General features: G+C 54.9%; 36 protein-coding genes. All 36 read right to left on the bottom strand.

Annotated features, from left to right (window positions below; all coding sequences use genetic code 11):
- Positions 1-10 precede the first annotated feature (10 nt).
- The gene (locus tag J3352_RS04775) at positions 11-583 is read right to left on the bottom strand and encodes a chromate transporter (RefSeq protein WP_156065325.1); all 573 of its coding nucleotides are present in this window, start codon (positions 581-583) and stop codon (positions 11-13) included.
- Positions 580-1149, bottom strand: a complete 570-nt coding sequence (locus J3352_RS04770) for a chromate transporter (protein ID WP_156060779.1) — start codon at positions 1147-1149, stop codon at positions 580-582. The genes J3352_RS04775 and J3352_RS04770 overlap by 4 nt, the downstream gene beginning before the upstream one ends.
- Positions 1150-1221: 72 nt before the next feature.
- Positions 1222-1821 carry an HD domain-containing protein gene (locus tag J3352_RS04765; protein ID WP_156065327.1) on the bottom strand — a complete coding sequence of 200 codons (600 nt, stop codon included), beginning with the start codon at positions 1819-1821 and terminating at the stop codon, positions 1222-1224.
- A 258-nt stretch (positions 1822-2079) separates the two neighbouring features.
- The gene (locus J3352_RS04760; protein WP_097773656.1) at positions 2080-2856 is read right to left on the bottom strand and encodes a DUF1871 family protein; all 777 of its coding nucleotides are present in this window, start codon (positions 2854-2856) and stop codon (positions 2080-2082) included.
- Positions 2828-3652, bottom strand: a complete 825-nt coding sequence (locus J3352_RS04755) for an EcsC family protein (RefSeq protein WP_242699864.1) — start codon at positions 3650-3652, stop codon at positions 2828-2830. Before J3352_RS04755 ends, J3352_RS04760 begins: the two co-directional genes overlap by 29 nt.
- Before the next feature lie 475 nt (positions 3653-4127).
- Complete coding sequence (locus tag J3352_RS04750; protein WP_143405515.1) at positions 4128-4355, bottom strand: hypothetical protein; 228 nt, start codon at positions 4353-4355, stop codon at positions 4128-4130.
- A 14-nt stretch (positions 4356-4369) separates the two neighbouring features.
- Positions 4370-5338, bottom strand: coding sequence for an ADP-ribosylglycohydrolase family protein (locus tag J3352_RS04745; RefSeq protein WP_156065329.1), 969 nt, complete (start codon positions 5336-5338; stop codon positions 4370-4372).
- Entirely contained in the window at positions 5335-5652 is a 318-nt protein-coding gene (locus J3352_RS04740) for a hypothetical protein (protein WP_156065331.1), read from the bottom strand. Before J3352_RS04740 ends, J3352_RS04745 begins: the two co-directional genes overlap by 4 nt.
- A gap of 13 nt (positions 5653-5665) precedes the next feature.
- Complete coding sequence (locus J3352_RS04735; protein WP_156065333.1) at positions 5666-6082, bottom strand: hypothetical protein; 417 nt, start codon at positions 6080-6082, stop codon at positions 5666-5668.
- Positions 6079-6318, bottom strand: coding sequence for a hypothetical protein (locus tag J3352_RS04730; protein ID WP_156065335.1), 240 nt, complete (start codon positions 6316-6318; stop codon positions 6079-6081). The genes J3352_RS04735 and J3352_RS04730 overlap by 4 nt, the downstream gene beginning before the upstream one ends.
- A 95-nt stretch (positions 6319-6413) precedes the next feature.
- Positions 6414-6605, bottom strand: a complete 192-nt coding sequence (locus tag J3352_RS04725; protein ID WP_156065337.1) for a Lar family restriction alleviation protein — start codon at positions 6603-6605, stop codon at positions 6414-6416.
- Between the two features lie 3 nt (positions 6606-6608).
- The gene (locus J3352_RS04720) at positions 6609-6854 is read right to left on the bottom strand and encodes a hypothetical protein (RefSeq protein ID WP_156065339.1); all 246 of its coding nucleotides are present in this window, start codon (positions 6852-6854) and stop codon (positions 6609-6611) included.
- Between the two features lie 3 nt (positions 6855-6857).
- A complete protein-coding gene (locus tag J3352_RS04715; protein ID WP_156065341.1) occupies positions 6858-7070 on the bottom strand; it encodes a hypothetical protein in 213 nt (70 codons plus the stop codon).
- 13 nt (positions 7071-7083) lie between these two features.
- Positions 7084-7305, bottom strand: a complete 222-nt coding sequence (locus tag J3352_RS04710) for a hypothetical protein (protein WP_156065343.1) — start codon at positions 7303-7305, stop codon at positions 7084-7086.
- A 3-nt stretch (positions 7306-7308) separates the two neighbouring features.
- Complete coding sequence (locus J3352_RS04705; protein WP_156065345.1) at positions 7309-7542, bottom strand: hypothetical protein; 234 nt, start codon at positions 7540-7542, stop codon at positions 7309-7311.
- Between the two features lie 17 nt (positions 7543-7559).
- Positions 7560-7811: a hypothetical protein gene (locus J3352_RS04700; protein WP_156065347.1), complete on the bottom strand. Its 252-nt coding sequence runs from the start codon at positions 7809-7811 to the stop codon at positions 7560-7562.
- A gap of 188 nt (positions 7812-7999) precedes the next feature.
- Positions 8000-8407, bottom strand: a complete 408-nt coding sequence (locus J3352_RS04695) for a hypothetical protein (protein ID WP_097777973.1) — start codon at positions 8405-8407, stop codon at positions 8000-8002.
- Positions 8408-8425: 18 nt separating this feature from the next.
- A complete protein-coding gene (locus tag J3352_RS04690; protein ID WP_156065349.1) occupies positions 8426-9055 on the bottom strand; it encodes a GH25 family lysozyme in 630 nt (209 codons plus the stop codon).
- Positions 9056-9122: 67 nt separating this feature from the next.
- On the bottom strand, positions 9123-9653 hold the full coding sequence (locus J3352_RS04685) for a hypothetical protein (RefSeq protein WP_156065351.1): 531 nt from the start codon (positions 9651-9653) through the stop codon (positions 9123-9125).
- Between the two features lie 34 nt (positions 9654-9687).
- Positions 9688-9870, bottom strand: a complete 183-nt coding sequence (locus J3352_RS04680) for a hypothetical protein (protein ID WP_156065353.1) — start codon at positions 9868-9870, stop codon at positions 9688-9690.
- A gap of 20 nt (positions 9871-9890) precedes the next feature.
- Entirely contained in the window at positions 9891-10040 is a 150-nt protein-coding gene (locus J3352_RS04675) for an XkdX family protein (RefSeq protein ID WP_156065355.1), read from the bottom strand.
- Position 10041: 1 nt separating this feature from the next.
- Positions 10042-10404 carry a hypothetical protein gene (locus J3352_RS04670; RefSeq protein ID WP_156065357.1) on the bottom strand — a complete coding sequence of 121 codons (363 nt, stop codon included), beginning with the start codon at positions 10402-10404 and terminating at the stop codon, positions 10042-10044.
- Positions 10341-10913 (bottom strand): hypothetical protein, encoded by a 573-nt coding sequence (locus J3352_RS04665; RefSeq protein ID WP_156065359.1) that lies wholly within the window; start codon positions 10911-10913, stop codon positions 10341-10343. The genes J3352_RS04670 and J3352_RS04665 overlap by 64 nt, the downstream gene beginning before the upstream one ends.
- 11 nt (positions 10914-10924) lie before the next feature.
- On the bottom strand, positions 10925-11545 hold the full coding sequence (locus J3352_RS04660; RefSeq protein ID WP_156065361.1) for a hypothetical protein: 621 nt from the start codon (positions 11543-11545) through the stop codon (positions 10925-10927).
- A gap of 312 nt (positions 11546-11857) precedes the next feature.
- Positions 11858-12403, bottom strand: coding sequence for a hypothetical protein (locus tag J3352_RS04655; protein WP_156065363.1), 546 nt, complete (start codon positions 12401-12403; stop codon positions 11858-11860).
- A gap of 58 nt (positions 12404-12461) precedes the next feature.
- A complete protein-coding gene (locus J3352_RS04650; protein WP_156065365.1) occupies positions 12462-13799 on the bottom strand; it encodes a hypothetical protein in 1338 nt (445 codons plus the stop codon).
- Complete coding sequence (locus J3352_RS04645) at positions 13796-14647, bottom strand: putative phage tail protein (protein ID WP_156065367.1); 852 nt, start codon at positions 14645-14647, stop codon at positions 13796-13798. The genes J3352_RS04650 and J3352_RS04645 overlap by 4 nt, the downstream gene beginning before the upstream one ends.
- A complete protein-coding gene (locus tag J3352_RS04640; protein ID WP_156065369.1) occupies positions 14644-15816 on the bottom strand; it encodes a baseplate J/gp47 family protein in 1173 nt (390 codons plus the stop codon). The genes J3352_RS04645 and J3352_RS04640 overlap by 4 nt, the downstream gene beginning before the upstream one ends.
- A gap of 12 nt (positions 15817-15828) precedes the next feature.
- The gene (locus J3352_RS04635) at positions 15829-16290 is read right to left on the bottom strand and encodes a DUF2634 domain-containing protein (RefSeq protein WP_156065371.1); all 462 of its coding nucleotides are present in this window, start codon (positions 16288-16290) and stop codon (positions 15829-15831) included.
- Between the two features lie 24 nt (positions 16291-16314).
- Positions 16315-16845: a hypothetical protein gene (locus J3352_RS04630; RefSeq protein WP_156065373.1), complete on the bottom strand. Its 531-nt coding sequence runs from the start codon at positions 16843-16845 to the stop codon at positions 16315-16317.
- A 13-nt stretch (positions 16846-16858) separates the two neighbouring features.
- Positions 16859-18103 carry a hypothetical protein gene (locus J3352_RS04625; RefSeq protein WP_156065375.1) on the bottom strand — a complete coding sequence of 415 codons (1245 nt, stop codon included), beginning with the start codon at positions 18101-18103 and terminating at the stop codon, positions 16859-16861.
- Positions 18104-18113: 10 nt separating this feature from the next.
- Entirely contained in the window at positions 18114-18791 is a 678-nt protein-coding gene (locus J3352_RS04620; RefSeq protein ID WP_156065377.1) for a LysM peptidoglycan-binding domain-containing protein, read from the bottom strand.
- A 15-nt stretch (positions 18792-18806) separates the two neighbouring features.
- On the bottom strand, positions 18807-22373 hold the full coding sequence (locus tag J3352_RS14240; protein WP_156065379.1) for a phage tail tape measure protein: 3567 nt from the start codon (positions 22371-22373) through the stop codon (positions 18807-18809).
- On the bottom strand, positions 22363-22509 hold the full coding sequence (locus J3352_RS04610) for a hypothetical protein (protein ID WP_156065381.1): 147 nt from the start codon (positions 22507-22509) through the stop codon (positions 22363-22365). Before J3352_RS04610 ends, J3352_RS14240 begins: the two co-directional genes overlap by 11 nt.
- Positions 22510-22535: 26 nt before the next feature.
- A complete protein-coding gene (locus J3352_RS04605; protein WP_197036508.1) occupies positions 22536-23054 on the bottom strand; it encodes a hypothetical protein in 519 nt (172 codons plus the stop codon).
- Between the two features lie 108 nt (positions 23055-23162).
- Positions 23163-23618 (bottom strand): phage tail tube protein, encoded by a 456-nt coding sequence (locus J3352_RS04600; RefSeq protein ID WP_156065385.1) that lies wholly within the window; start codon positions 23616-23618, stop codon positions 23163-23165.
- Position 23619: the final 1 nt, after the last annotated feature.

The following is a 23619-nucleotide window of genomic DNA, read 5'->3' as shown; positions in this document are numbered from 1 at the left end:
CGATGATCTCTCATACGCCCCAGAACAGGATTCCCAGTCCCGCCGCCAGCAGGATCATTCCGATGGGCGACGGGGCTTTTTGCGTCCGCTTCTTCCAGACAAAATGCACCGCCCATAAAACAGCAAACACAAGGATCGATCTCGCATCCGGTGCAAATCCATCCGCCAGCGTCTTGATGCCGCCCAGTGTGGAGAGCATCATGTTCAGCGCGGTCGCCAGGATCATGGCCACCACACAGGGCCGCACGCCGGAAAGAAAGGCTTCCACACCCGCATACTTCATCAGGTTTTTCAGCACCGCCGCGATCAGCAGGATGATGAAGAACGAGGGCAGCACCACCCCCAGCGTAGCGATCAGCGCTCCCGGAAAGCCGCCCTGTGATGACCCGATAAAGGTTGCCATATTGATTGCCAGCGGGCCCGGCGTGGACTCGGAAACGGCGATAAAACTCAGGAATTCTGCTTCGGTCAGCCAGCCATGACGCAGCACGGTCTCCCGCACCAGCGAGATCATCCCGTAGCCGCCGCCAAAGGAGAGCGCTCCGATCATCAGAAAATTGAGAAACAGCTGAAGGTAGATCATGCTCTCTCCTCCTTCCGCAGCTTTCTTAACAGGTAGAGCAGCACCCCTGCCGCTCCGCAGAGCAGGATGTAGTAGAGGGACGAGAAGGACACCGCCGCCACCGAGCAGCCCACCATGGCCGCCACGACACCGGCAACGATGATCCTGTTGAAGGCCGTGCCGGACAGGCTTTTCAGCATCTTCATCCCCGCCGAAAGGATCAGATAGATGACGCAGACCTGAATGCCCCGGAACGCGCTTGCCACTGCCGACAGCTGCAGGAACCGGTCAAACACCAGTGAGATCAGGTAGATGACCACAAACGAGGGCAGGCAGACCGCCAGCGTGGATGCCGCGGCCCCTTCTGCCCCTTCGATCTTATAGCCCACATAGGTGGCGCTGTTCACCGCCACAGGGCCCGGCGTGGACTCCGCAATGGCGACCATATCGAGAAATTCCTCCCGGCTCAGCCACTGCTTGTCTTCCACAAATTCCCGTTCCAGCAGGGCCACCATTGCGTAGCCGCCGCCAAATGTGAACGCACCGATCTTCAAAAAAGTCCAGAACAGATCTCTTGTTTTTTTCATACACTTCACCTCGCCACCTGCCTATTATAGCATAAAGTCTCCCATCAGGAAACCCATTCACAAGACCTTCGATCATCCTATCTCTTCCGGCACAAATGAGTCTTTCTCACAAACAAGGTAGATGTCCTTCTTCATTTTCTTCTCAAAGTATCGTTTCAATCTCATATTGGAATCCCACTTGTCCTGCGGATAAGAGCCATACCGTTTCTTTACATCGTTCATTCTATCTTCTATATCCAGAACCCCTTCCGCTCCTGCCAGACTATCACACAATTGAATCAGCCGGTCATAATCATCGTATACTGTCCTGGCCAATTCAGTCTTAATCATTTCCATCTCTTCATCTGAAACATCAAGCTTTCCAATGTATTCATCTAGCTTGTGATTGTTAAAAGAATGCGTCAAACAGATCCTTGCCGCCTCATCATATCCAAGCGACATCATAAATCTGTACCCATCGGAAACATGTCCAAGATGTCTTACGCCAAATTTTCTTCCTATATCATGCAGCAAGCCTAAAACATAGGCCTTCTCCGCATCCATATCTCCACATGCCGCTGCTATTTTTTCTGCACAATGTGCTGCTGTTAAACTATGTTTTCCCCAAGGCCCCGGATTATTTGATAGACCATCCCGAATCAACGCCATTGCTTCATCTCTTGTCGGCAGCATAACCTATCCCTTCTTTCCCTTTCCTTATGCATTGATAAAAACAAATGCCGAAAACCCGCATGAATACAGGCTTTCGGCATTTTGATCCATTACTCGAGCTCGGTAAGTTCAGATTATTACTAAACAAATTTGTTTAGTAATACTATTTAGGGATGTTCATTTTTCCATGAGATTGCCATGGTAGATGTGACTTGCTGATTTTTTAGTATCAGGATAGTATCACACAACCAGTGGGATCTCTGTGAGTATTATAACGTATTATCTTTTGTTTTTCAACCTGTTTTCGTACTTTGTTATTCTGTGTTTGATTTTACCGGCTACGTCCCTGCAATAGTCTGCCGAGAAGCCCTCCCCCTGACCAAAAGATTCAGAGAAGACTTCAGCAACTGCTTCTGCGATTTCGTCCGTAGGCGAGGAAACCGTTATCTTCCTCACAATTCTTTTACTTTCACCATCATACTCATTTGATGGTGCTTCCGGGAAGAAATCGTATGGATCCCACTTGTCGATTTCCTGTTTCACGCAACAATACACAAATTTTTCCTCGGCGCATATTTCATCATACCAAATCGTTGGATCTGCACCATGCGATGTCTGAACTTCGTTCTCTTCACTTTTGTGCTCAATCCATGCTATACCAAAAGGGTATACAGCCCGCTTCGCACCTGCCCGAATATGATACTGCACACCATTCTTTAGATATTCCGTCCAATAATCCATTATATCATCTGGTGTTTTATTCCATTCATCCGGAATATCACTGAATAATCCAATTGAAAGCTTTGTTGTTTCCCTACAGAAACTTTTTATATCAACTCTTTCATCTGGTTCTATAAAATCACTTTTTGATTCTCGGATCCCTTTTATACAACACGAAACCGTGTGCTCCTGCCCATCTGGAATATAGTCAATCAAAACCGCAAATCGTCCGTTTAATTCTGGGCACCGGCCGTCATTTCTTACTCTTCTGATTGTGCAATCGACTTTTTTCTCATCTTTAGTTATTTCAATCCTCCCCAATGGTGTCTGAATCATTCTGCTCACTTCTCTCTATGGTCGTTTCGATGAACAACTTCAAGGCATTCTGTGCAATGATGTTCGTTGTCACAAGGTCAAATCCACCACCAATTACACCGCCAGCCAACGGTACCATTTTTCCGAGATTGATGATTCCAGTTTGACCGAACTTCGTAATCAATCGAAATCCTACTTTTTGATTGATTCGAGTCAATGTTGCGCCTGAAATTTTTTCAATGCTAGCTGTTGCAATTTTCGTACCTAATTTGACACCTGTGCCTTTCAGAACATCCGCAACCGCTTGCCCGGTCATACAAGCATAGACCAATGTCTGCACCTGATCGGTATTGGGTTCATAACCGCCCAGTTTGGCTACCGCAGCAATCATACGGAGCTGCACATAGAGGACGCTGCTTACATTAGCCGGAACCGCAACCGGAAGTGTAATTATCCCGCCAAGTCCCGTAAGAAAACCTGATGTCGTGCACTTTACCAATTGATTTGCCACCAACGCCTTTGCTGCCTTTTCCGCTGTCGGGTATTTCGATGAATAATCCTCTGCCAGTTCATCAACCGACTTACTCACCTTCGGAATGCCCTGTAGTGCTTTGTCATAGCAGACATCCAGAATGTCAACCATCTGCTGCGAGGAAAGTGCTTCGTCTTTCTTTTGGTTAGCCTTGTCAAGCTGTTCCTTGCCTTTGCTGATTGCTGCAGCAGCCCCGTCTCCTGCCGTATCCACGATCTTTTTTCCAACAGTTGCGACCCCAGTCAAACCGTTTTTTAACGTGTCTTGAAATTTAGCCTTTGCCATTTTCTTTTCTCCTTTTATTCAGTGTCCTCATAATAATCCCTGAAATTTTCGCGACTACCAGTTTTACACATGATGGAAACACGGCATCCAATCGTTCACAGGAAAGCACTCTATACTTATGATCACAACTTTGTCCCATCAACTCTATTTTATGGTAAACCGATTATATCAAATACGTCTAGTTCATTCAACTTCATTGGTGTATCACACCTTCCAACCATTAAGTTTTTCTTAATAGTTCCCACTGCCAAACTTGAACCATTCGAAAATCCCGAATCGTTGCCCCTATACGCACAAAACCCCCACCAGCTCATACTGACGGGGGTTGCGCATTTCTGATTAAATCCAGTTGGTAGAAATTACTCGAGCTCTATGGTGGGCGGTTGTCTTCTGTTCGCATTGGTTATTTTCTATTCTTTCCAATGCTTGTATTTCCTGTATTTCCTCGGTTCTCGTTGGCTTCTGGGTGCTTCTGTTACTTGGGTGTTACTTCGGTGTTACTTTCAGGCTCAACCAAACCAAGCTCCACAAGGTAGCGGTTCACGGCCTCGTTGATGAAGTCGCTGCGGCTCATGCGGCCGGTTTCAACGTTCTTTTCCCGGTCGTCAATATAGTTGTCGATAATGTCCAGGGTGCCGGTGGGGATGTGTACCGTTGTGGGCACTCTCCGGCTGGCGCCCTTCATAGGCCTTCCGTATGGCATTGCTTTTCCTCCTGTTACTTGTTGCGGTGGCTCTCTGCTGCTGCGGCCAGAATGTCCAGATCTTGCCGCAGCCCAGGGGCCAGGGCGTCCACCCAGCGCGCCGGAATGGCCGAGAAGCCAAACCAGGCGCCTGCCAGGCCGCCGGTAATGGCTGCGTTGGTGTCGGTATCACCGCCAAGGTTTGCGGCCGCACAGACAGCCTCCTCGAAGGTCTGGGCGTGTGCGAGGCAGCTCACGGCAGTGCTCATGCTGTCCACCACATAGCCGCCCGCTGCATACGTCGCAGCCGCTTCCACGGAGCCGTCGTAAAACGTCCCCTTCAAGCACTCGTGCAGGAAGTCCGCCACGTCGCCGTCCTGGAAGTTACCAACCGATTCCGTTAATAAATATACCATTCTCGTGTACAAAACGCAAGCCTCGGTGGACTTGTCCCCGCGGTGCGTCATTTCTGCAAACGCCCTGGCCTGCATCTCCGCAGCGCCCTTTGTCTTGCAGTAAAGGCCAGGGTATACGGTGCGCATCAGAGCGCCGTTGCCTTCAACAGGGCGGCCGCCGTCGCGCCTGGTCTGTCGCGCGGCCTCCATCCAGTCCGCAGCCGTCGGAACGCCCTGCCAGCGAATGCGGCCCAGTCCCTTTGCAATGGCAATGCTGTGCGAGCAGGCGCCGCCGATGTCCTTCGGTTTGCTGTCGGCCCATGCAATGAACTGCTGGCCGACGGAGGCTACCAGGTCCAGGCCGTTGTCCCCTTCCAGGGCATCCAGGATGCCGCGGGCAACGCAAAGGGTCATCTGTGTATCGTCCGTAACCTCGCCGGGCTTCAAGTTCAGCCAGCCGCCGCCGATCATGTCGGTAACGCGACCGTATGCGTCGCGGATCTGCCGGTCGCTCATAAATTCCAGGGGACCGCCCAGGGCGTCGCCAACAGCCACGCCGTACAAGGCGCCACGGATTCGGTCAAGCTGCTTTTCGTTGATCTTCTTCATTTCTGTTCCTCCCGTCCAGGCATTCGGCCTGTAATCACTCGGCCGTTTTGGTCCAAAAGCGTGTAGCCGCACAACTGTGCGAAGATTTTCGCTGCCTCCTCCGGCTCGTACAGCAGAACCGCCGAAAGGTCTTCCACCGGGTACTCCCCCGGCACCTTCACCACCTGGGCATAATAGCTGCCGCCCATGCCCAGGTCGAAAAGCTCCCGGATTATGTCGTTCTGGTCGATTTTCTGCTTCTTGGTCTTTCCGTCAAAGCAGAAGGCCGCTCCTTCCGGTACGTTCTCGACCAGCTTCAAGTGATCGCCTATCATGCGCCCGCCTCCTTTACGCATGAACCGCAGGGTTGAAGCCCTGAGCCTTTATGTTCTTCGCCCAGGCCGTCACCATGGCGGCAAGGTCCTTTTTCATAGCCGGATAGTATTTTGTGGGCTTTCCGTCCACGAAATCTTTGTAAACTTCCCAATAGCGGCCGATGTAGTCGTTCTGGTAGGTCAGCGGCTCCACGGTACCGGTTTCCCGGTCAACGCCCATGGTCACATCCGGGTCCCGCATAAGGTCGCCGTTCTGCTCCCCATAGTGGGCCACGGAATACACCGGGCGGCCCTCGTGGTCATTGTAGCCCAAGGCCTCGATGCACAGGTCCATATAGCCCGGGGCCGTGAACTTCAAGGCCTTTTCTTCGGTGCCGTCCACGGCATCGAAGAAGGGCGCCAGGGTCTTGTAAATCGTTTTTTCACTCATGCCTTTTCCTCCCGCTCCATCAAAATTTCCGAATCGTGCGCCACCTTCCGCAATGCGGTAAGGCTGGCCGTTACCTGGGCCAGCGTGGCAGCGTGAACGGCCACCTCTTCGGCCCAGGTCGTCGGGTCTTCGCCAGCAGAAAGCAGCCGGATTGAATCGGCCAGGTGTTCCGCTTCAAGCTCCGCCATAACGATCTGGCCGTTCAACTGCTGGTTGAAAAATTTAACTTTGTCCATGCTCTGCGCTCCTCTCTGCGGTATGGCTCCCGCGACCTTGCCCGGCTGGCTGTCGGGTGGTTTCGGCCTGTGCCGGAGGCCATCGTCAGGCGGGGTTATTCAGGGCGAGTATTCCACGCTTCAATAGTTCGTTGCCTGCCCAATTCCCCGCGATGTTCATAAAAATCGCGGGAAAATGTGATATTGCATTTCGGGCATCTAATCCGAATGCCCTCAGTATTAGATTCAGTGATGGTCGTATGCTCCTGCCCGCAGAAAGGACAAGGCTTCAGCGCTTCCTTTTTCATCGTTCACGCCTCCTTCACTTCCACGCTCTTAATGCTGTTCTCAACGTAACTGCGGCCGCGGAGGTGCTCGCAGCTCCAGCAGAAGCCAATTCCGCGCTCTCTCAGAAAATAGCTCGCCTTCGTGTTGTCCTTTCCGCTAAAGGCGGATTGAAGCGCCCAGGCCTGGGCGTCCTCCACCAGGATCATTGCGCAGGCATCGCTGCGCTCGCCGTTCTGGATAGTGTCGTAGGTGAAAATAACATTCTTCATGGTTCAGTCCTCCTCTGGTGCAATAAAACGCGGCTGCGGCTCAATGCCGCGGGCCTTACAATATGCGGAAGCCTCTTTCTTTGCCTTGCAGCTGTAAACCAGCTTGCCTTCCGGGAGGTCGCCGCTCTGGCATCGGTGCGAATACTCGTGCACTTCCCAACGTGATTCCATCGAGCCGCTGCCGAAGTAGTGCCGCCTTTCCATGGTGTAGATCATCGCGCCGCCCTCCTTAGTGTACCTTAATCAGTGTCCCGCTGTTCAGAATGTACCATTCTTCACCGTTCTTCACGGTCGTCTTGCAGCCCTGTGCTTTAAGCAGCATCCGCATCTTTGCCAGCTGCTTTTCGGTGCACTGCATCCAGAAGAACCCTGCATAATTGAACCACTCGTTGCTCTGGATGTTCACGGAATGGGCATTCTCAAAAATGCGGTTAAAGGTACTGGTTTTCATGGTTTAGCCCTCCTTGCCTTCGGCTTTCTGCTCAATTTCGAGCAGCTCGTTGTAAATTTTTTCGGCCTCGTCGCCGGTCAAGTTGAACTGTTCGATCAGGTCGGAAATTGCATCGGACCGCCAACCGCCTTCGTACAGGGACGCCGCAGAATACTGGGTGTCGTATTCCTCCTGGCCGCCGCAGCGGAGGTCGTCGCGCCAGTTCTCGTAATCGGTCTCTGTCATGTTCAGCATCATGGATGTGTCCTCCCCTCTCATGCCTGGAACGCCGGGCACACAGCGCCGCGGAAACGGGTGAGCCGGATTGCGTGGTTCAGTTCCTTTTCGCTCATGCAAGCGGCAGGAATCTTGCTCACAAAGCCAATCGCCCACCAAAGGCCCTGCACCGTCTGGCGGTCCAGAACGGCCCGGCGCTCTGCGTCGGTCTTGGCGGCGTTGTACCGCTTCAAGGTGCTTTCGCAGCTTGCAATGAAGTTGGCCGGAATGTTAATGGAAAGCGCGTTCATTGTTTTGTCCTCCTGTTGTTGTGTGCTGCTGTTCTCTACGCCTTTATTATAAACTGCTTCGGTTTATAAGTCAAGAGGGAATTTTGCGAAACAAGATTATTTTTAGGCAAAAAGAAAAAGCCCCCGCTTCCAGCGTACTGCCAGAAGTGGGGGCTTTCATGTGCTTTTAGGTGGGATTCATGCGAGTGTTACTGCTGCGCAGCCTTGGCCGCCTTGTTAAGGTCAATCTGGGCCTGGATGCGGGTAGTCAGATACCCCACGGTATCGTCGCCGGAAATCTCCTTGATGTAGTCCAGCGCGTCCTTGCTCAAACTCTTAATTGCTGCGGAAATGGCACCGTTCAGGGCCTTGGCCTGGGCGTCCTTGTCGAAAGATCCGGACGCTTTCAGGTCGTTTACATAGGTCTGGTTCATGGCTGCCACAGCGTTTGCCACGGCATCGGTGATCTCGCGGCATACGCGCTGGATGGTTTCGTTCTTCACCTTCTCGGCCGTGGAGGCGTCAATGGCGGCAGCGGCCTTGTGGATGTACGCGGTCACAAGGGGGGAGCAGATGGTCAGGGCGGCAAAAAGAAGCTGGGTCAAAATCTCTTTCATGGTGTACTCCTTTCAAATTTAACGAATAACAGAAAGCCCGGCCCTCTGGATGATGGCCGGGTAGTTCTTATAGGCGTGGTTCAGGTCCACATTGCCGGTAATGCCGGGGATGATGCCCTCGCTGGTATACTGCCAGATGCCATGCTTGCGGGTGGGGCGCTTGCCGCGGTAGTCCGCGATCCACAGGTCAAAGGCTTTCAGGGCATCCATATCCAGCTCCGTGTTTGCGTAGCTGGTATAGGTGTAGACCATGGCGTAAAGGCCCCAGGCCTCGATCTGCTTGGCTGCGCCCGCCACCAGGGCGGACAGTTCCTTGGCGGGGATGGGTTTCAGCTTGTTGTCCTCCACGTCTACCGCAATCGGTAGCTGGAAGGTTTTGCCCTTCAAGGCCTGCTTCACTTTTACCAGCTCAACGGCCCGGGTGGCCTCGTTCTGGGCATAGGTGTAATAGTAGGCGCCCACCGGGATGCCCAGGCGGACGCACTCGGCATAGTTGCGCTCAAACTGGGGGTCAATGTAGACGCCGCCGAAGCTCTTGTTGGTGGAAACGGTTTTCAGGATCGCGCCGTCAACCTTCCCGCTGCGCTTCACGGCGTCCCAGTCGATGGTCCCCTGCCACCGGCTGGCGTCCAGGTATCTGTAAATCATTTTTCGGCTCCTTTCGTCTAAGTGTCCGGCCTTTCGTCTAAAACAAGGCTCATTTTAGACGAAAGCCTTAAAGAAAGTCGTGCTTTTCCAGGCGGTCGTCATAGCAGCGCTCAATATTCGCAATAGCATGGGTGCACTTGTTGTTTTTATACTCCTCGTGCGTCCTGCAATACGTTCTGTAAACGTCTATGATGCCTAAAATCTCGTCGAAGTCCTCTTGGGTGTGGTCGATGCCGCGGACCAACTCATTGTTAAACCGAAGAATCCGGCTCCGCAGAAGGTCCGCGTTGCGTTCATCGTCCATTCGGATGTGCTTGTCCAGAAGGCGCCGGGTTTCCTCCTGGTACTGCTTAACCTCAGACCATTTTTCGTCCTGGCTCTTTTGCGCTGCCTCCATCTTTTCGGAAAGTTCCGCGGTCAGGGCACGGGCAATGGCCTGTACAATGGTCTTCCACGGGTTGATCTCGATTTTCTTCACCTGGAAAATTTTAGTGACCGCCAGAAGCCCGGCGGCCACGAATCCGGCTGCTGCAAGTAAATCTTGGGTGCTCATGTTCCCTTCTTTCTGCACTTGTGCGCCACTATAAAAAGGCAGCAATCATAGGCCACCACCTCCTTTCCTGCTGCTTCCATCAAAGCGAAAACGGGAGCTCGTCTGCGCCCAAAAGTTGGCCGATCTGACCGTCCACGTTGGTGATCTGCTCCTCTGCGCATACCGCACCAACCTGGGCCAGAGCTTCCGCCTGGGTGTGGATGATCTCGTTCTGCTTGCTCACAATGTCGGTCAAGGCTTCGATAATCTGTAAATTGCTCAAGCCGCACCGCCTCCAAATGCTTAGCCCGAGTAGGCTTCGCCCATGATTTCCTCATACTCGGCGGCGGTGATCCACTTCTTTTTGACGGCCAGCTTGACCGTGGACTTCTTCCAGAGCCGGAAATCGTGGTGCTGCTTCACATCGTCGAATTTTGCGCTATGTTCAGTCATGTTACATATCCTCCAAATCAACGTCGTTTGTCAGAGCGAGGAAATCAAGCTGCGCCTGAATCTTTGCCCTGAAAAGCTGGTCTGCCGGAATCTCGCGCAGAATGAAAGCCCACTGACCGTCCGGGGTGTCAGCGGGCTGCATGATCTGCACAAGCTCCGCATCGTGCAGGGTGTCCGGGTAGGCGCACCCGGTCATATCTCCGTCGCTGGCGGAGATATGCACCTCCGACAAGTTGCCGTCAAACATTTCCGGGGTGATCTCGGTTTCAGAGTGGAAAGTGTTCGCGCCGCTGTTCAGGGTCAGGTTTTCGAGTTTTGCCCCATCAGCCAGCGTAACCGTCCATGTCCGCTTTTCTTTTTCCATGTGATGTCCTTTCTGAACAGCTCTCTAAAGAGTGCTGTCATGTTGCGGATTTGCTGCTTGCTCATAAACTTATAGTTGGCGCAAATCCATGATTTGAAATTGTTTTCAGCTTCTCGGTATTCCATTCGGCCATTATCCACCAGCCGCTTATAGGCTTTTAGCTTTCGGCGTTCGCGGGTAATAGCTTTCGGGTTGATCTTGCAGGTAATCTCACCGTCAGGGTGCAAGGAATACAGCATTTGCAGGTGGCGGTATTTGCCGCCTAGCTTGCAGATGTGGGTTTTCTTTTCGTTGATGATAAGGCCCAAATCTGCTGCTTCCCGGCGTACTCCCGCCATAGCTTCATGCAGTTCTTCCTTTGTGCGGGCGACCATATAGAAATCATCCGAATATCGGGCGGCTTCTTTGATGCCGCATACAATTTTGATGTAGTTATCTATCGGCACCGGCACAAAAACGCCCGTGTTCTGCGAGATCTGGTTGCCGATGTCCACGCCCTTGCGCAGCATCTTTTGCCCGGTCAGGGCGGATGCAGGAACACCAAGGTTGAGCGTGGAACTAACCTTTTCCCGTACATTCTCTGAATTTCTTCATCGGAGAATCTTGAAACGTCCAATTCGTAGGTTTTGAACGTGACCCGCAGAACGCCCATGACCTGCGCAAGCTCTGCCGGGTCTGCAATTTCCCGCGCCAGATACTTTTCCAGTTGGGCAAGTGCAACATCGTGCAAAATGTTTGCATAGTAGCCGGAAAAATCAGAAAACAGGATATAGCCCTCATTTGTGCCCTCCCGCTCATAATACTGCCGCAGGTGGATTTTGAAGCGGTGGCGGTGAAATGCCACGCCCTTGCCCTTTTGTGATGCGGAGTTGTCGTATTGCAGGTACTTTGCCAGCAGCGGCGTTAGATACTCGTCGCAGGTCAGGTGCGACACGGCTTTGTCCGCCGTTGCTGTGCTGGTGATAAAGCGTTCATGCCCTCGCTCTTTGATTTCGAACTTCACGCCCGGCTGCGGCTCATAGGTTCCTGTCTGGAAAGCACGTTGGAGCTTTGCCGTTTCAAGTAAGTGGTTCATCTCAAAAAGCTGTGTGCCGTATTTGTATGCGGACGGCTTTATCGCTTTCGTTCCCGCATCGTACAAAAAGTTTGCATCTTCAAATTTTGTCATATAAAAAGAAAAACAGCGTGATAGCTCCGTCGGTCGTAACCGGGAACATCGCTGTTGATGCCCTTTCGGGGCTTTATCGCAGCTTTCGCCACGAAGGGACAGCCTTTCCTTTCGCAGAGCTGCGCCGGGCTTTACCCATCATGCGCAGTTGTGAAATCCAAAGGCCCGGCCGCAGGCCAGACGCCATTGGCGTTGCTGGCGTTGTTGCAGTTCGCATTGCCGTTGCCGTTGCAATTCGCAAACTTAGCTGCCGAGACGACGTACAAAGGATGCCCCCAAAGGTGTTTATTTCTTCGGACTTGCAGCGGCCTGCACCGCTGCTTTGAATCGTTTTGCGTCGGATTTTCGCAGGTTCTTGATGTAGGCCACCAGCTTATCAATTTCAAGCACAATGCCCGTGTATTTGTTGAAATCTGCCGGGATGGCTTCGGCCACATACTGCAATTCATCCTGTAACTTCCAGCAGGCGGCAATGGCTTTGTCAAGCTCAAGCCGTCGTGCATCAAGTTCCATCTGGCAAGACGGCCAAATAGAATTTGCAGCGCGGAGATGGAGCGGAATTTCGCGGGAAAGATCGTGCATCCTCCGGCGTTCCTGCTCAATCAGCCACAGGTTGAAGCCCTGTTCCTGCTCTCGAATCTGCGCGGCCGCCTGCTCCCTTTCGGGGCCAGGCGGCAGATATTTTGTCATGGTCTCGACGCGCTTCTCGTATTTGGTTTTGCTGTAACCGAACGTCCGGGCCAGCTCCGTTGTGATCTCCATGCTGATCTTCCGCGCCAAGTGCTGCGCTTCAAGCCGGGACGGGGTGCGTTCGTGTTTCGGGATAGCCATTTCTTCACTTCCTTTGCGGTTGTCTCAATCCTGCGGTACAGGCCCGCAGGATGTTCGATCAACCGGTCAGCCCGGCCGCAGGCCAGACGCCATTGGCGTTGCTGGCGCTGGGGCAGTCCGCATCGCCGTCGCCGTTGCAATCCGCGAACTTAGCCGCCGAGACGACGTCTCGCAGCCAGCACCACTGGTCACGAACGAAGCTCATCCACGGAGCCAGCCGGAAAAGGGGCAACTGGCTCTTGTCAACGGTATAGTTACGGCAGGTGTTCCACGGGTCGGTGCCGTCCGGCATGGGCGAGAATTGCCGCCCGCCATAGACCATGTTCTCGTTCATCAGGTCAACGGTGCTGTCGTACCAGTCGGAGCCGGTAGGCTTGCCATTGGTGACAGCATTGACGAGGTATTCACGGTGATTCAAGATATGGGCAGAGCCAAAAGCAGTGTTGAACGTGGTCTTTGCCTGCGTCAAGCCGTTCTTGTACAGGTCAGAGCCAACGTAGCCGCCCTCGGTCGTGTTGGTGGGGTTGAACTTGTAGGTGTACAGCTGGCTGCGGGGAATGACTACGGCGTGATGGGTATTGCAGGCCGTATCGCCACACTTATACCAGTAATCAAACGCAGCGATGATGTAGTCCATGCCGCCGATAGACCAGTAGTCGCCAAGGTACAGGTCTTTGAACGTGCCCGCTTTGATGGCTGCCCACTGCTCGCTCGTGACGCTGGTGCCCAGTGCCTTGCCACGGTAGACCATGTTGTGCGTTGCGGCGTTGTCCTCAATACTAAGGGCAGTGCCGCCGCCGGGCATAACCAGCGGGCCTTTCAGCTCGCCGCCGGTCAGGGGCAGATAGGTTTCCTGCGCTTCCTTCTGCAAATCCTCTTTGGTCTTGTCGATTTTGGTGTTGACCTGCGCAATCTGCTGGTTCACCATCTTCACAGATGCAACGGCGTTGGGGTCAACGGTCACTTTGATGTTGGCGACATTGGAGATTGCCATAATGCCGTACAGCTCAATGGAAAAATCGCTGTTCTCCGTGTGGGACGGGATTTCCACGCCGCGGTCGTCCTGCATAATAACCAGCAGGGTTTCGTCGCCGTCTGCCAACTTCGCATAGATGCCGACCTGATGCAGGATATACCCAGTTTCCAGATCGCCATTGGTGATCTGGATTTTGACTCGCTTGCCCACGTCGTCGTCGCTGCTGTCGGTTGCATCCTCGATGCCAAGGATTTTAAGGGTTTGCTTCTGCTCTTTCACGTCGGTCAGAGCCGCCAGCGATTCCGCCTCCGTGGTGCCAGAGCCGCCCACGGCTTTAGTGATTGTCATGGTTGCGCCGGACAGAACTTCGCTCATCATTTTCGTGCCGACGTTGGTGTACAGGCTGTTGTTCCAACTCATGTGTTCATACCTCCAATTTTGATTTCAAACTGCTGTCGATACGCTGCCACGCCTACCGGGGCCGGGGCTGTTGCTGTATGGTCTGCCGGGCGAATGTCGCCCTTGATGCGGGCCGCCATCTGCATACGGTACGCGGCGCAGCCCGCCGGGGCGTACGTGACGGCCTTGTGGTCTTTTGGCCGCAGAGTGCCAGCAATGCGGGCGGCTTCCTGCTGCCGGATGCCCCACAGCCCAGCTTTCGCGTAGGTGGTTGAAAACAGCTCGCGGGGGCGCAGCTTGCCCACAATGGGCACAGCTACGCGCTGTGCGGTGCCGTGGTAGCCTGCGCCGATATAGGCGGTGGTAAAAACCTCAAAGCACACTTCAAACGCAAGGTGCGACGGCTTTACTTTCTTCAGCTTTCGGACGATTGCGTCATAGTCAACAAAACCTTCTCCATTCTCAACGTAAACACGGAACGTGTATGGCGCAACATTTTCTTCAACCCGGATTTTCCGTCCAGACATCGACGAAAGAATTTCCTCGATTCTGGCAGGATTCATGGGGGCCCGCGTTCCTCGTTTAGAAATAACCGCAGCCCGGCGCGCTGCCAAACTGCGGCTTTCGTCTACTTCGATACCATAGCGTTGCTCCCAGTAACATAGTCCCCAGGTTGCCGTTTCCGGGTTTGCCTGCTCGCGCAGTTCCGAAAAGCGAGTTTCTGCGTCGTCCACTTCCCGGCCCATGACCTCATAAAGCCATTTCGCAACATAGGAACGCTCATAGATGGGCGAAACACGGGAAATCATGCGCTTGGAAACATGATTTTCGGGGAATTTTTCAAGGTCAAAGTTCTTCTGGGTGCTCATTCGCTGGTCGCCTCCGTGTCCTTGATACCGTGGATTTCACCGGTGCAAGGGTAATCCGCCGGTTCCAGCGGGATATCCTTCACGTCTCCGTTCACAAGAATTTTAGAAAAGTTCTTCACGCCCACAGTGCGGGTCAGGGCCGCGTGGATCTCGTTATACTTCACCAGACTGTCAGCCTTGGCGGTGATGTAATACTCAATCAACGCAGCGCGGAAGATTTCTTCCACCTCCGTTGCAGTCTTGGTGTCGTCCAGCTGCAAGCCTTCAACGGAAATGTTCACCACTTCGCCCTCGGGGGCTTGCACCAGAAGAATTGCGCCCACAGGTGCCTTGCGTTCGATTCGGTTGTTGTCCCTCATAATGTGGTCATACACGTTTTGGATAATAGATCCGTTGGCAGGCTCGCCGGAGGAATCCAGAATAATAAGGCGCACCCAGTTGGGATGCGCCTTTTCATACTGGGCATCAACCAGCACCGTGCCAACGCCGGAAACCTCTTTGGCCCAGCGTTTATAGTCCGCGTCACAGCCCACAAAGGATTCACCCGAAGTTTCGTCATACTCCGCAATGCGCAGGCGGAGGGATTCGTCGTCTTCCTCCTCTGCGCCGCCGGTGATCTTGTCGGCGTTGGTCACAAGGGTAACGCCTGCAATCGGGTCCATCATAATTGTAATGGCACCCGCGCCCACGTTGCCGGTAGGGCCAGGCTCTACGGCCGTTACAGCAACGTCAACGGTGCCGTTCTCCCCGCTGGTCGCCTCGCCAATGTACGCCACGGAATCCGTGGCGTATTCAATGGCGGGCACTCCGCCAGAAGAAGGCACACAAACCACAGTCCCCTCCGGGATCTGTGTACCAGGTGAGCCGGTAAAGGTGACGGTTCCAGCCGCAGCGTTCGCTGGGCGGCGGGAAAGGCCGTCGCCCCTGGCGTGACCATCGAGATAGGCGCCGTAGGACCACGCCGGAAACATCAGCTTCAAGGTTTCTACAAGGTGGAAATTCAGAAGTTCGTCCTTTTCAAGCGCCGTCGGATAAGTAAAATCCCAGGGGAAACCGCCTTCGGTGTCGTCAATGTCGGGCGGGAGGCTCTCCATCATGCGCGCCTGGATTTGCTCCGCCGTTTCGGTTTTCAGCCAATCGGGCGGGGAGAATGCCGGAATTGTGGCCATGCTCTCACCTCCTTACTTTGAAAAGTTCAGATTGACGGTCTGGATCTCGTCATAACCGCGGCCCTTAATGTTAAATGCACAATCGCAGCTGTCTGGCCCGTCCCATGTAAACGTGAAGTCTCGGCAATACTCTGTTTTGGGGTTTGCCATGATGGCCTCCGTGATGGTCCGTTCCAGGCTGGCTTCCACGCTGGCGTGGTCGCTCTGCGCAAGCGAAGTTTCAAGCTCCGCACCGTACTTGGTCGAATACGCCAGAAAGGCGTCCCGTTCCGTCATAACGGTTTTTATGCACCATTGCATATAGGCTTCGCGGCCGCTGGCTCCCGCCATGCGTCCGGCGCCGTCAAGACGAAAATCACCGGTCGCGTAGTCAAAATAAACAGAGGGTTTATATTGCTGCTTCCGGCTTTCCTCGTTCTTCTTTGTGACGAAGTCGGGGACTTCAAAAACGGGGTAAAGCTGCTTTTCAGCCATGGGAAAGTCCTTCCTTTCGTCTGGTTATTTTTTCAGGTCTTCCGCCGGGCAGATAATGTCCACCACAACAGCCTCCGACTGTACCCAGGCCACCAGAACGCGGTCCCCGGGTTTCAGGCGGCGCATTTTCTCGGGGATCAAGACGTGGTGCTGGTGTGCGCCCTCGTCGCCTCCGCTGCCAGCGCTGTTCTTCGGCGGGTCTGGCGGGTCCGGCTGCCCAGCAGCCGGTATGCCAATCGTGCCAGAACACGTCTGGCCCCTGGAATCCAGAAGAGTTGTAACCTTCTTATGGTTATGCTCACCGCTGCCCGGAGAGCCGATTTCTTGGGTCTTCGCCAGAATGTCCCCGGTTTTGCCAAGGGTCAGCTGGCGGCAGACGTGATAATCTTCTACCGGGATCGGAATAGAAAATGTGTTGGTTTGGAGGCTGTAATCGTCCAGGATTTCGCCAAAATCAAGGACCAGGGCGGAATTTCGGTCCTGGTCCTTTTTGTTCTGCCCGGTCAAAACCTGAGCCAGGTGGTTCACACCCTTGTTGCCAGAACTCGGGTTCACAGTTTCCTCCTTCTTACTTCGAGAAGGCGCCTTCATCCACCCAGCCGTAAACGTGCGTTTCGGCCCAGTTCTGATAGATCAGGTGGTACGGGTGTTTTGCGCCCTTCTTTATGATGGTTATTTTGGCTTTACCCGGCGAAAGGTTTGTGCTTGCGGCCTTTGTATCGGTGGAAGCCTTGTAATGGCTGCCACCGGCAAAGTTCACAATGTCGCCCACCTTGTACTCGTCGGAGCCCTTCTTGTTCCCGGCCGAATCTTCGCCCAAAACCTTAACGGTCATGGTCATTGTGCGGTTTGCTGCATCATGCTGCACTCCCAGAACGGTGCAAAAGCCGTTCACGGTTCTGGCTGCGGCCCGGATTTTGTCGCCCTTGTTGATGAACGGAAGATCCGCGCCTTTCAGGGTGGTTTTCCGGGTCGGCTCCCCTTTTTCGTCAAGGGTCTTCTGTGCGGCGGACTTGGCCTGTGCGGCCGTGTCGTCCGAACTGCGGGTATAGATACGCTGCCGGATGCCGTACTCCGTTTTCCCGTCCAGGGTAGCTTCCACAGACCGCTTCTGGGTCTTCTTTTCAAGGCCTATCACCTTAACGCGGGTCACAAGGTCGGCCGTGCTGATCTTGTCGCCGCTCGTTGTCAGGCTGTCGTCCTCGTCGAAGTGGTAAACGGTTTCGTTGGCATTGATGGGCAGAACGTTCACCTTGCCGCCGCTCATTCTTATAACGTAGTTGTCCGCGCCGTGCTTTTCGGCATCGTCCAGAAGCTCCGTTATAATGTCCCCAAGGTATTCAGCCTTAAAAATGGTCTTTGCGTGGGGCTTGTCCGGGCCCTTGTATTCCCCGGCCGGGATTCCCCAGTCGGAAAAGATAGCGTTCAAGGCGGATTTCGTGCCAGTTCCGGCCTTGATATAGCGGTCGTCCTGGCTTTTTTGGAGGTTGTAAAGGTCATCGTAGCACACCACGGAAAAGTCCTTCATGGTGGCCCCGTCCTGCGGGTTCCATTCGATTACCTTCCCGCTGGTAACTTCCTGTTCATCGCCTCCGGCCGAGGCCGTTACCACAATAGCGGTGTTCGGTTTTATGGTCGAAGAAAGCGGGCTCCCGTTATAGTCCACGTTGGCAACCGTGAACGAAAACCGGGTGCTCAACTCGCTCTCTCCTTCCTCCCAACCTAGATCTGTGACCGCCGGGGTCACATTCAGCCGGGTGCCGTCTTGCAGGACCGCATAAACGTTGTATGCCACTTTGGAAATGTCGATCATGCGGCCCTCCTCACCCCGGAATGGTCAGGACCTGGCCCGGCTTAATTAAGTTCGGGTTGCTCCCGATCACGCTCTTGTTGGAGTTGTAGATCTCCGAATAGCGTGAACCGTTGCCAAGGTACTTCTTGGAAATGGACCACAGCGTGTCCCCAGGCTTCACGGTGTAGGTTTTGCCGGTTGCCTGGGTGGATGCTGCGGCCGCTGCGCTTGCCGGGCGCTCGTCCAGGCTTCCGCCATCCGTTTTCCCGTCCGCCTCGTCCGTGGTTTTAATCAGAATGTCCTTTGCTTGCACAAAGGAAATACTGTATTCTGCCCGGTCGAAGTATTCATGGGTAACGGTGAAGTTCTGGATATAAACGTCGTGGTTTATGGCCGTGCCGGTCACAAGAAGCCGAAGTTTCTTCCGGTTCTTCTTCCAGCCGTCAAGAATACCGATCATCACGCGGGGCGGCTTCCAGTCGAAAAGTGAAACAATACCCATGCCCAGCATGGAAACGCCGGGGAGAATACCGTTCCAGGAAAATTGCGCCAGCTTTTCACCATTCGGGATCTTCACCTCGCCAACATTCAGAATGTTGTATGAAATGAAATTTCCCTCTCGTTTGTCGGAAACCTTCTCGGGTGTAAGAGGGAGTGCAATTCTGGTTCCCGTGTCGAGCTGGGTAAGATACACAATCTCGGGTAACATTTTGCCCTCCTTTCCTTATGCGGGCATATTCGCAAGGACGCGGGCCAGGCGTTCGGCCAGCTCGTCGCTTATGTCGTCCACCATTTCGCGGATGCGGGATTTCACGGTTGCGATAATCTCGTCCGGGCTCATGCCTGCGGTGCCCTGGATGATAAACTGCGGGTTCAGCCCAATTTCTACCGGAATAGAAACGGGCTGTGCTGCGGCTCCTGCGGGTGCCTGCGGCGCCGGTGTCGGGTACACGACCGGGGAGAACGTGGGCACATTCTCGGGGGTGTTGTCGTCCGAATCGTCCGAATAATCTGCACCAAGAAGCGACCCCGTTTGATTCCAAAGATCAAGTGCTCTAGTTCGGCGGCTGCCACCAAGCGGAATAATCGCTTCCGGGCCATCTTCTGCCACAAGACCAATGTGCGGGCTCGTCATAATGCCGCCCATAGCGTGCGGAGTAACACGGCCGCCGCCTCCGCCGCTGCTCGTGCCTCCGCCGGTCGTGAACGATCCGGCAGAGAAGCCAGAACTAAAGGCGTTTTTGGCGTTGGTGAAAAATCCGCTGATCTTGTCGCCCACGCCAGACCAGAAGCCGGTCCACTTCGCCGGAAGTGTCACGGTGAAGAAGTTTGCTGCGCTCGTCACGCTGCTTTCAACCCATGCCGGGACTTCTTTTGTCCAGAAGTCGCCAACGCCGGTCCAGAAGTCCGTCCACTTGGTCGGCAGCGTTTCGGTAAAGAAGGCGGTCGCCTTCTCGCCGGTGCTCTCCACCCATGCGGGGACATCCTCGGTCCAGAACTCCCCCACACCGTCCCAGAAGGCGGTCCAGTGTTCGGGCAGCGTGTTGGTAAAGAAAACCTTCGTCTTGCCCAGGGCGTAGCCGATTGCATAGGGGATTGTTTCGGAGAACGTGGTGCCCACGCCATCCCAGAAGTTCGTCCAGTGCTCCGGCAACGTCGAAGTAAAGAAGGTTCCGACCGTCTGTTTCAGGTTATCCAGGGCTCCGCCTTCGTCCAAGGCGTCAGAAAGCGCCTGGCCGATTTTATCGCCAAAACCCAGGGCGCCCAGGCCGCCAATACCGGCACCAACAAGGGCACCGACGCCGGTTCCTACAACAGGCACCACGGAGCCAACGGCCGCGCCTGCTGCTGCGCCTGCGCCGACCATGCCAATCTTCGTTCCACCCTTGGAATACTCGTTCTGCGCGTCCTTGCCGGTGGTCTGGGTGCCGCGGTACAAGTTTCTCACGCCTGCACCGATGCCCAGAAGGCCAAGAAGGCCGCCCAGAATACTTGCGCCGCCCGCTGCGGCCGTGCCTGCCGCCGTGGTCGCATGGCTGCCAAGGGCCGTGCCAATGCCGCCCAGGGTGCCGCCAACGCCGCCGGTAACAGAAGTCAGGGTGCCGTCCGCGCTCATGGTGGCCTGGGTGGAGCCCTTTTGCAGGAGCTTGCCCAGCCAGCTGTTTGCGGAGGTCAGGCCCTTTGCGGACAGGGTCGCCGGGTCGATTTCAACGGCCGTTCCCTCAAAGGTTGCCTTCCCGTCGCCGAGAAGCCTTGTTGCACTCGGCAGGGCTCCGGCCGCTGCCGGTGTGCCCGTGCTGGGGATCAGCGAAGTGCCGGTGCTGCCGGAAAACGCGGTTTCTGCTGCCTGGCGGACTTTGGAGCCCTCCCCGCTGCCGAAGTTTCCAGACTTCAAAACCACCATCTGGGCCGTTACGTTCATAACGGCCGCGGAAGTCTTGAAGGAGCCTCCCATGGAAGGAAGCCCGGAAGCGCCGGTGCCGGTATCAGAGCTACCGCCCAGGCCAAGCGTAGCGGTCAGGCCGCGGAGCTTAGAATAGGCACTTGCTGCGCCCGTTACCAGCTTAAAGCCCAGAATTGCGCCAATGGCTGCCACCTGGCCCTTGTGGCCCTCTGCCCAGGTTTTCAGGCTGTCGAGAATCACATCGAAGTCCAGGCCATCCATAAAGCCAGAAACGAAGTTCGCGCCGATGGCTGCGCCGTCGTCAATGGCTCCGGCGGGGTCAATGCCCAGCAGTGCCAGGAATCCGGCAGTAATACCGCTGCCAAGGCCTCGGCCCAGGCCTGCGGCCCTGTCGGCGAAGAACTGGCGGCCGCTGCCGTTCCACCACTCGCCGAACGGCTCCGCCACGATCTTGTCCCAGGCAATGCCCAGCTTGCCCCAAATGTCGGCGTTTGCCCACTCGTCGCTCGCGGTAAACTCTGCAATGGTCTGGCGCAGGTCTTCGACCTTGGCGTCCACATGGTCCATTGCGTCGCCGATTGCGTCTTCCACCAGCGGCATTTTGCCGGTGATCCAGGTTGCAAATTTCCGAAGGTACGGGGAAAGGCGCTCGCCCAGGGCGATTTTTGCGCCGTCAACCGCAGATTGCAGCAGCGTAAAGCTGCCGTTCATGTTATCCAGCATCGTGTCTGCCATCTGCTGGGAGGCGCCGTCGGCGTTGTTCACGGCTGCGGTCAGTTTGTTGTAATCATCCGCGGATGCGTTGATGATTGCCAGCATACCGGCCATGGCTTCCTTGCCGAAAATGGTGCTTGCGGCCGCGGTCTGTTCGGTCTCGGAAAGGCCGCCCAAGCTGCTGCGCAAGTTGTCCAAAACCTCGTGCAGGGTCTTCATTTCGCCGTTGCGCTTGGTCAGGCTGATGCCGTACCGGTCCATGGCTCCCTGCATCTTGTCGGTGGGGGCCGCCAGGTTCGCAAGGGAGGTTTTCAGGCTGGTGCCTGCCATGGAGCCTTTAACGCTGGCGTTTGCCATAAGGCCCAGGGCCAGGGAAACGTCTTCCACGGAGTACTTCAATGCACCCGCCACAGGGGCAACGTACTTGAAGGATTCGCCCATCATACCAACGTTAGTGTTCGCGTTCGCACTGGCCTGCGCCAGAACGTCAGCGAAGTGCCCGGAATCGGATGCTTGCAGCCCGAAGGCCGTCAAAGCATCGGTCACAATGTCGGAAGTGGTCGCCAGGTCTTCGTTTGAGGCTGCGGCCAGGCTCATAATACCGTCAATGCCGTTCAGCATATCTTCGGTTTTCCAGCCTGCCATAGCCATATAGCCGAAGGCGTCCGCCGAATCCTTGGCAGTGAATTTCGTGGTTGCGCCTTCCTCTTTCGCTTTGGCAGTGAGTTTCTCGAACTCCTCGGCCGTGGCGCCGGAAATGGCCTTCACGTTCGACATGGATTCCTCGAAGGCTCCGTATGTGTCAACCGTATTTTTAAGACTGAGCGAAACGCCAAAAATTGCCCCCGCCTGCACAACGGGATTTCCTATCGTGTTTGCGATAATGCTCTTAAACGGCGCCGTCAGTTTGTCCACAACGCCAAGGGTCACATTCCAAACCTTTCCCGTGAAGCTCCGGGCTCTCGTTTCCACGTTCTGGATCGTAGCGGTCGCCCGGTCTACGGCGTCCAGGTCGATGTGGAAGCCCGTGCTTGTCAGCCGGTCCAGCTGGTCTTTGGTGTGCTCGACGCTCTTATCGAACCCTGAAAGGCGCTTCTGGGCAGACTGCACGCCGGGGCCGGTATTGTCGTTGACGGTCGCGTCAATGGCAATTCTAAAAGTTTCAGAGGCCATTTGTTCCCTCCTCTCCGGCCTTCTGCTCTTGTTCGAGCTGCACCATCATGGAGGCCAAACAAAACGCTCTTTCACCATGCGGGGCGTTCCAGACCTTGCCCGGCATTACGCCGGTGCGCTGGAAGATCTGGTGCAAAAGCGTTGCGCGCCCTCCGGCGAGGATTAGTTTTTTGCCACGTCCTCCTCGGAGAGCTCATAGCCGCTGATCTGGTCGATAAGGGAAAGAACGGCCTCTTTCTCGCCTGCCATCAGAAGCGCGTTTACGGCCTCGTAGCCGGTCACGAGATCCAGCTTCTTCCACAGAGCCTTGTTGCACCAGACCTTTGCCTGGTCCTCCGGGATGGTAGCCCGGAAAATCAGCTCGGCGCGGTAGTTCACCGCGTTCACTTCCTCCGGCACACGGATGCCGCCCTGGACCTTGCTCTTAACGAACTTGGTAAACTTCTTGCGGCAGTTGTTGTAGTCCTCCTCGCTCAACGGGTGAATGTGGAAGCTGAACAGGTCCTTGCCGTTGCGGGAGATCACAACGTTTTTGATGCACTCCTCCGAAGTCTTGAACTCGGCAGCAGCCAGAAGACCGTCCAGCAGGGCGGTTTCATTCTCGCGGGCGTCCGCAATCTGCTCTTCCTTGGTGGTTTCGGTGGTTTCTGCGGCAGGGTTCACAGTAGCTTTGATGCTCATATATTTGTCCTCCATAATGGTTTTGTTCGTTCATGCGAATAAAATAGAAGGGAGGCGCCCTCGCAAGGCGCCTCCCCCTGTATCTGTTCTCCGTTTTTGTGGCCTCTCTTATGCGGCCAGGAGCTTCTGGAGCTCCGGCGGGTCGTTGACCACCATGTTCCATGCGCGCTTAATAATATCGCCCACAGAAGCGCCCTGGAGGTCAATGTTGCCATCGGGCACACAGCCGCGGTAGTTCATGCGCTGCTCGCTGCCGTTACGGCCGTAAACAACGCCCTGGAAGTTCCAGTTAGGCTGCTGGCCGCTGTGCATCATGGCAAACATATCCTCGATCAGGGCGTCGTCTTCAATGGTGATCTGGGAGAAGGTCAGTGTCACCTTGTAGCTGGTCATGGTGGCGTGTGCCTGGGCGTCGCCCAAGGGCTGATAGTCAGAGTTAGAAACGTTCACCTGGACCTGGAAGCTCTCAATGGTGGCAAGCATAACGCCTTCACCGTTGAAAAGTACCGCGTCCTTGCCACTCAAAACCTTGCGGCTGTCGGCCGGGCCGGACTGATTATACATA

Origin of the sequence: Faecalibacterium sp. Marseille-Q4164 (genome assembly GCF_017377545.1) — a bacterium.
Taxonomy (GTDB): Bacteria; Bacillota; Clostridia; order Oscillospirales; family Ruminococcaceae; genus Faecalibacterium; species Faecalibacterium duncaniae.
Note: the sequence above shows the minus strand (reverse complement) of the source record. Positions and strands in the feature narration are given on the sequence as shown.

Excerpts from the sequence above, each read along its gene's own strand:
- J3352_RS04775 (WP_156065325.1), bottom strand. The coding sequence starts at position 583 with ATGATCTACCTTCAGCTGTTTCTCAATTTTCTGATGATCGGAGCGCTC.
- J3352_RS04695 (WP_097777973.1), bottom strand. The coding sequence starts at position 8,407 with ATGAAAGAGATTTTGACCCAGCTTCTTTTTGCCGCCCTGACCATCTGC.
- J3352_RS04600 (WP_156065385.1), bottom strand. The coding sequence starts at position 23,618 with ATGTATAATCAGTCCGGCCCGGCCGACAGCCGCAAGGTTTTGAGTGGC.
- J3352_RS14240 (WP_156065379.1), bottom strand. The coding sequence starts at position 22,373 with ATGGCCTCTGAAACTTTTAGAATTGCCATTGACGCGACCGTCAACGAC.
- J3352_RS04725 (WP_156065337.1), bottom strand. The coding sequence starts at position 6,605 with ATGAAAAAGGAAGCGCTGAAGCCTTGTCCTTTCTGCGGGCAGGAGCAT.
- J3352_RS04700 (WP_156065347.1), bottom strand. The coding sequence starts at position 7,811 with ATGAACGCGCTTTCCATTAACATTCCGGCCAACTTCATTGCAAGCTGC.
- J3352_RS04620 (WP_156065377.1), bottom strand. The coding sequence starts at position 18,791 with ATGTTACCCGAGATTGTGTATCTTACCCAGCTCGACACGGGAACCAGA.
- J3352_RS04655 (WP_156065363.1), bottom strand. The coding sequence starts at position 12,403 with ATGGCTATCCCGAAACACGAACGCACCCCGTCCCGGCTTGAAGCGCAG.
- J3352_RS04645 (WP_156065367.1), bottom strand. The coding sequence starts at position 14,647 with ATGAGCACCCAGAAGAACTTTGACCTTGAAAAATTCCCCGAAAATCAT.
- J3352_RS04710 (WP_156065343.1), bottom strand. The coding sequence starts at position 7,305 with ATGAAAACCAGTACCTTTAACCGCATTTTTGAGAATGCCCATTCCGTG.
- J3352_RS04605 (WP_197036508.1), bottom strand. The coding sequence starts at position 23,054 with ATGAGCATCAAAGCTACTGTGAACCCTGCCGCAGAAACCACCGAAACC.
- J3352_RS04740 (WP_156065331.1), bottom strand. The coding sequence starts at position 5,652 with ATGATAGGCGATCACTTGAAGCTGGTCGAGAACGTACCGGAAGGAGCG.
- J3352_RS04665 (WP_156065359.1), bottom strand. The coding sequence starts at position 10,913 with ATGCTGCGCAAGGGCGTGGACATCGGCAACCAGATCTCGCAGAACACG.
- J3352_RS04770 (WP_156060779.1), bottom strand. The coding sequence starts at position 1,149 with ATGAAAAAAACAAGAGATCTGTTCTGGACTTTTTTGAAGATCGGTGCG.
- J3352_RS04730 (WP_156065335.1), bottom strand. The coding sequence starts at position 6,318 with ATGGACAAAGTTAAATTTTTCAACCAGCAGTTGAACGGCCAGATCGTT.
- J3352_RS04670 (WP_156065357.1), bottom strand. The coding sequence starts at position 10,404 with ATGGAAAAAGAAAAGCGGACATGGACGGTTACGCTGGCTGATGGGGCA.
- J3352_RS04760 (WP_097773656.1), bottom strand. The coding sequence starts at position 2,856 with ATGATTCAGACACCATTGGGGAGGATTGAAATAACTAAAGATGAGAAA.
- J3352_RS04640 (WP_156065369.1), bottom strand. The coding sequence starts at position 15,816 with ATGGCCACAATTCCGGCATTCTCCCCGCCCGATTGGCTGAAAACCGAA.
- J3352_RS04635 (WP_156065371.1), bottom strand. The coding sequence starts at position 16,290 with ATGGCTGAAAAGCAGCTTTACCCCGTTTTTGAAGTCCCCGACTTCGTC.
- J3352_RS04720 (WP_156065339.1), bottom strand. The coding sequence starts at position 6,854 with ATGAAGAATGTTATTTTCACCTACGACACTATCCAGAACGGCGAGCGC.
- J3352_RS04690 (WP_156065349.1), bottom strand. The coding sequence starts at position 9,055 with ATGATTTACAGATACCTGGACGCCAGCCGGTGGCAGGGGACCATCGAC.
- J3352_RS04705 (WP_156065345.1), bottom strand. The coding sequence starts at position 7,542 with ATGATGCTGAACATGACAGAGACCGATTACGAGAACTGGCGCGACGAC.
- J3352_RS04750 (WP_143405515.1), bottom strand. The coding sequence starts at position 4,355 with ATGCCATACGGAAGGCCTATGAAGGGCGCCAGCCGGAGAGTGCCCACA.
- J3352_RS04675 (WP_156065355.1), bottom strand. The coding sequence starts at position 10,040 with ATGACTGAACATAGCGCAAAATTCGACGATGTGAAGCAGCACCACGAT.
- J3352_RS04765 (WP_156065327.1), bottom strand. The coding sequence starts at position 1,821 with ATGCTGCCGACAAGAGATGAAGCAATGGCGTTGATTCGGGATGGTCTA.
- J3352_RS04715 (WP_156065341.1), bottom strand. The coding sequence starts at position 7,070 with ATGATCTACACCATGGAAAGGCGGCACTACTTCGGCAGCGGCTCGATG.
- J3352_RS04755 (WP_242699864.1), bottom strand. The coding sequence starts at position 3,652 with ATGGCAAAGGCTAAATTTCAAGACACGTTAAAAAACGGTTTGACTGGG.
- J3352_RS04745 (WP_156065329.1), bottom strand. The coding sequence starts at position 5,338 with ATGAAGAAGATCAACGAAAAGCAGCTTGACCGAATCCGTGGCGCCTTG.
- J3352_RS04650 (WP_156065365.1), bottom strand. The coding sequence starts at position 13,799 with ATGAGTTGGAACAACAGCCTGTACACCAACGTCGGCACGAAAATGATG.
- J3352_RS04625 (WP_156065375.1), bottom strand. The coding sequence starts at position 18,103 with ATGATCGACATTTCCAAAGTGGCATACAACGTTTATGCGGTCCTGCAA.
- J3352_RS04735 (WP_156065333.1), bottom strand. The coding sequence starts at position 6,082 with ATGAGTGAAAAAACGATTTACAAGACCCTGGCGCCCTTCTTCGATGCC.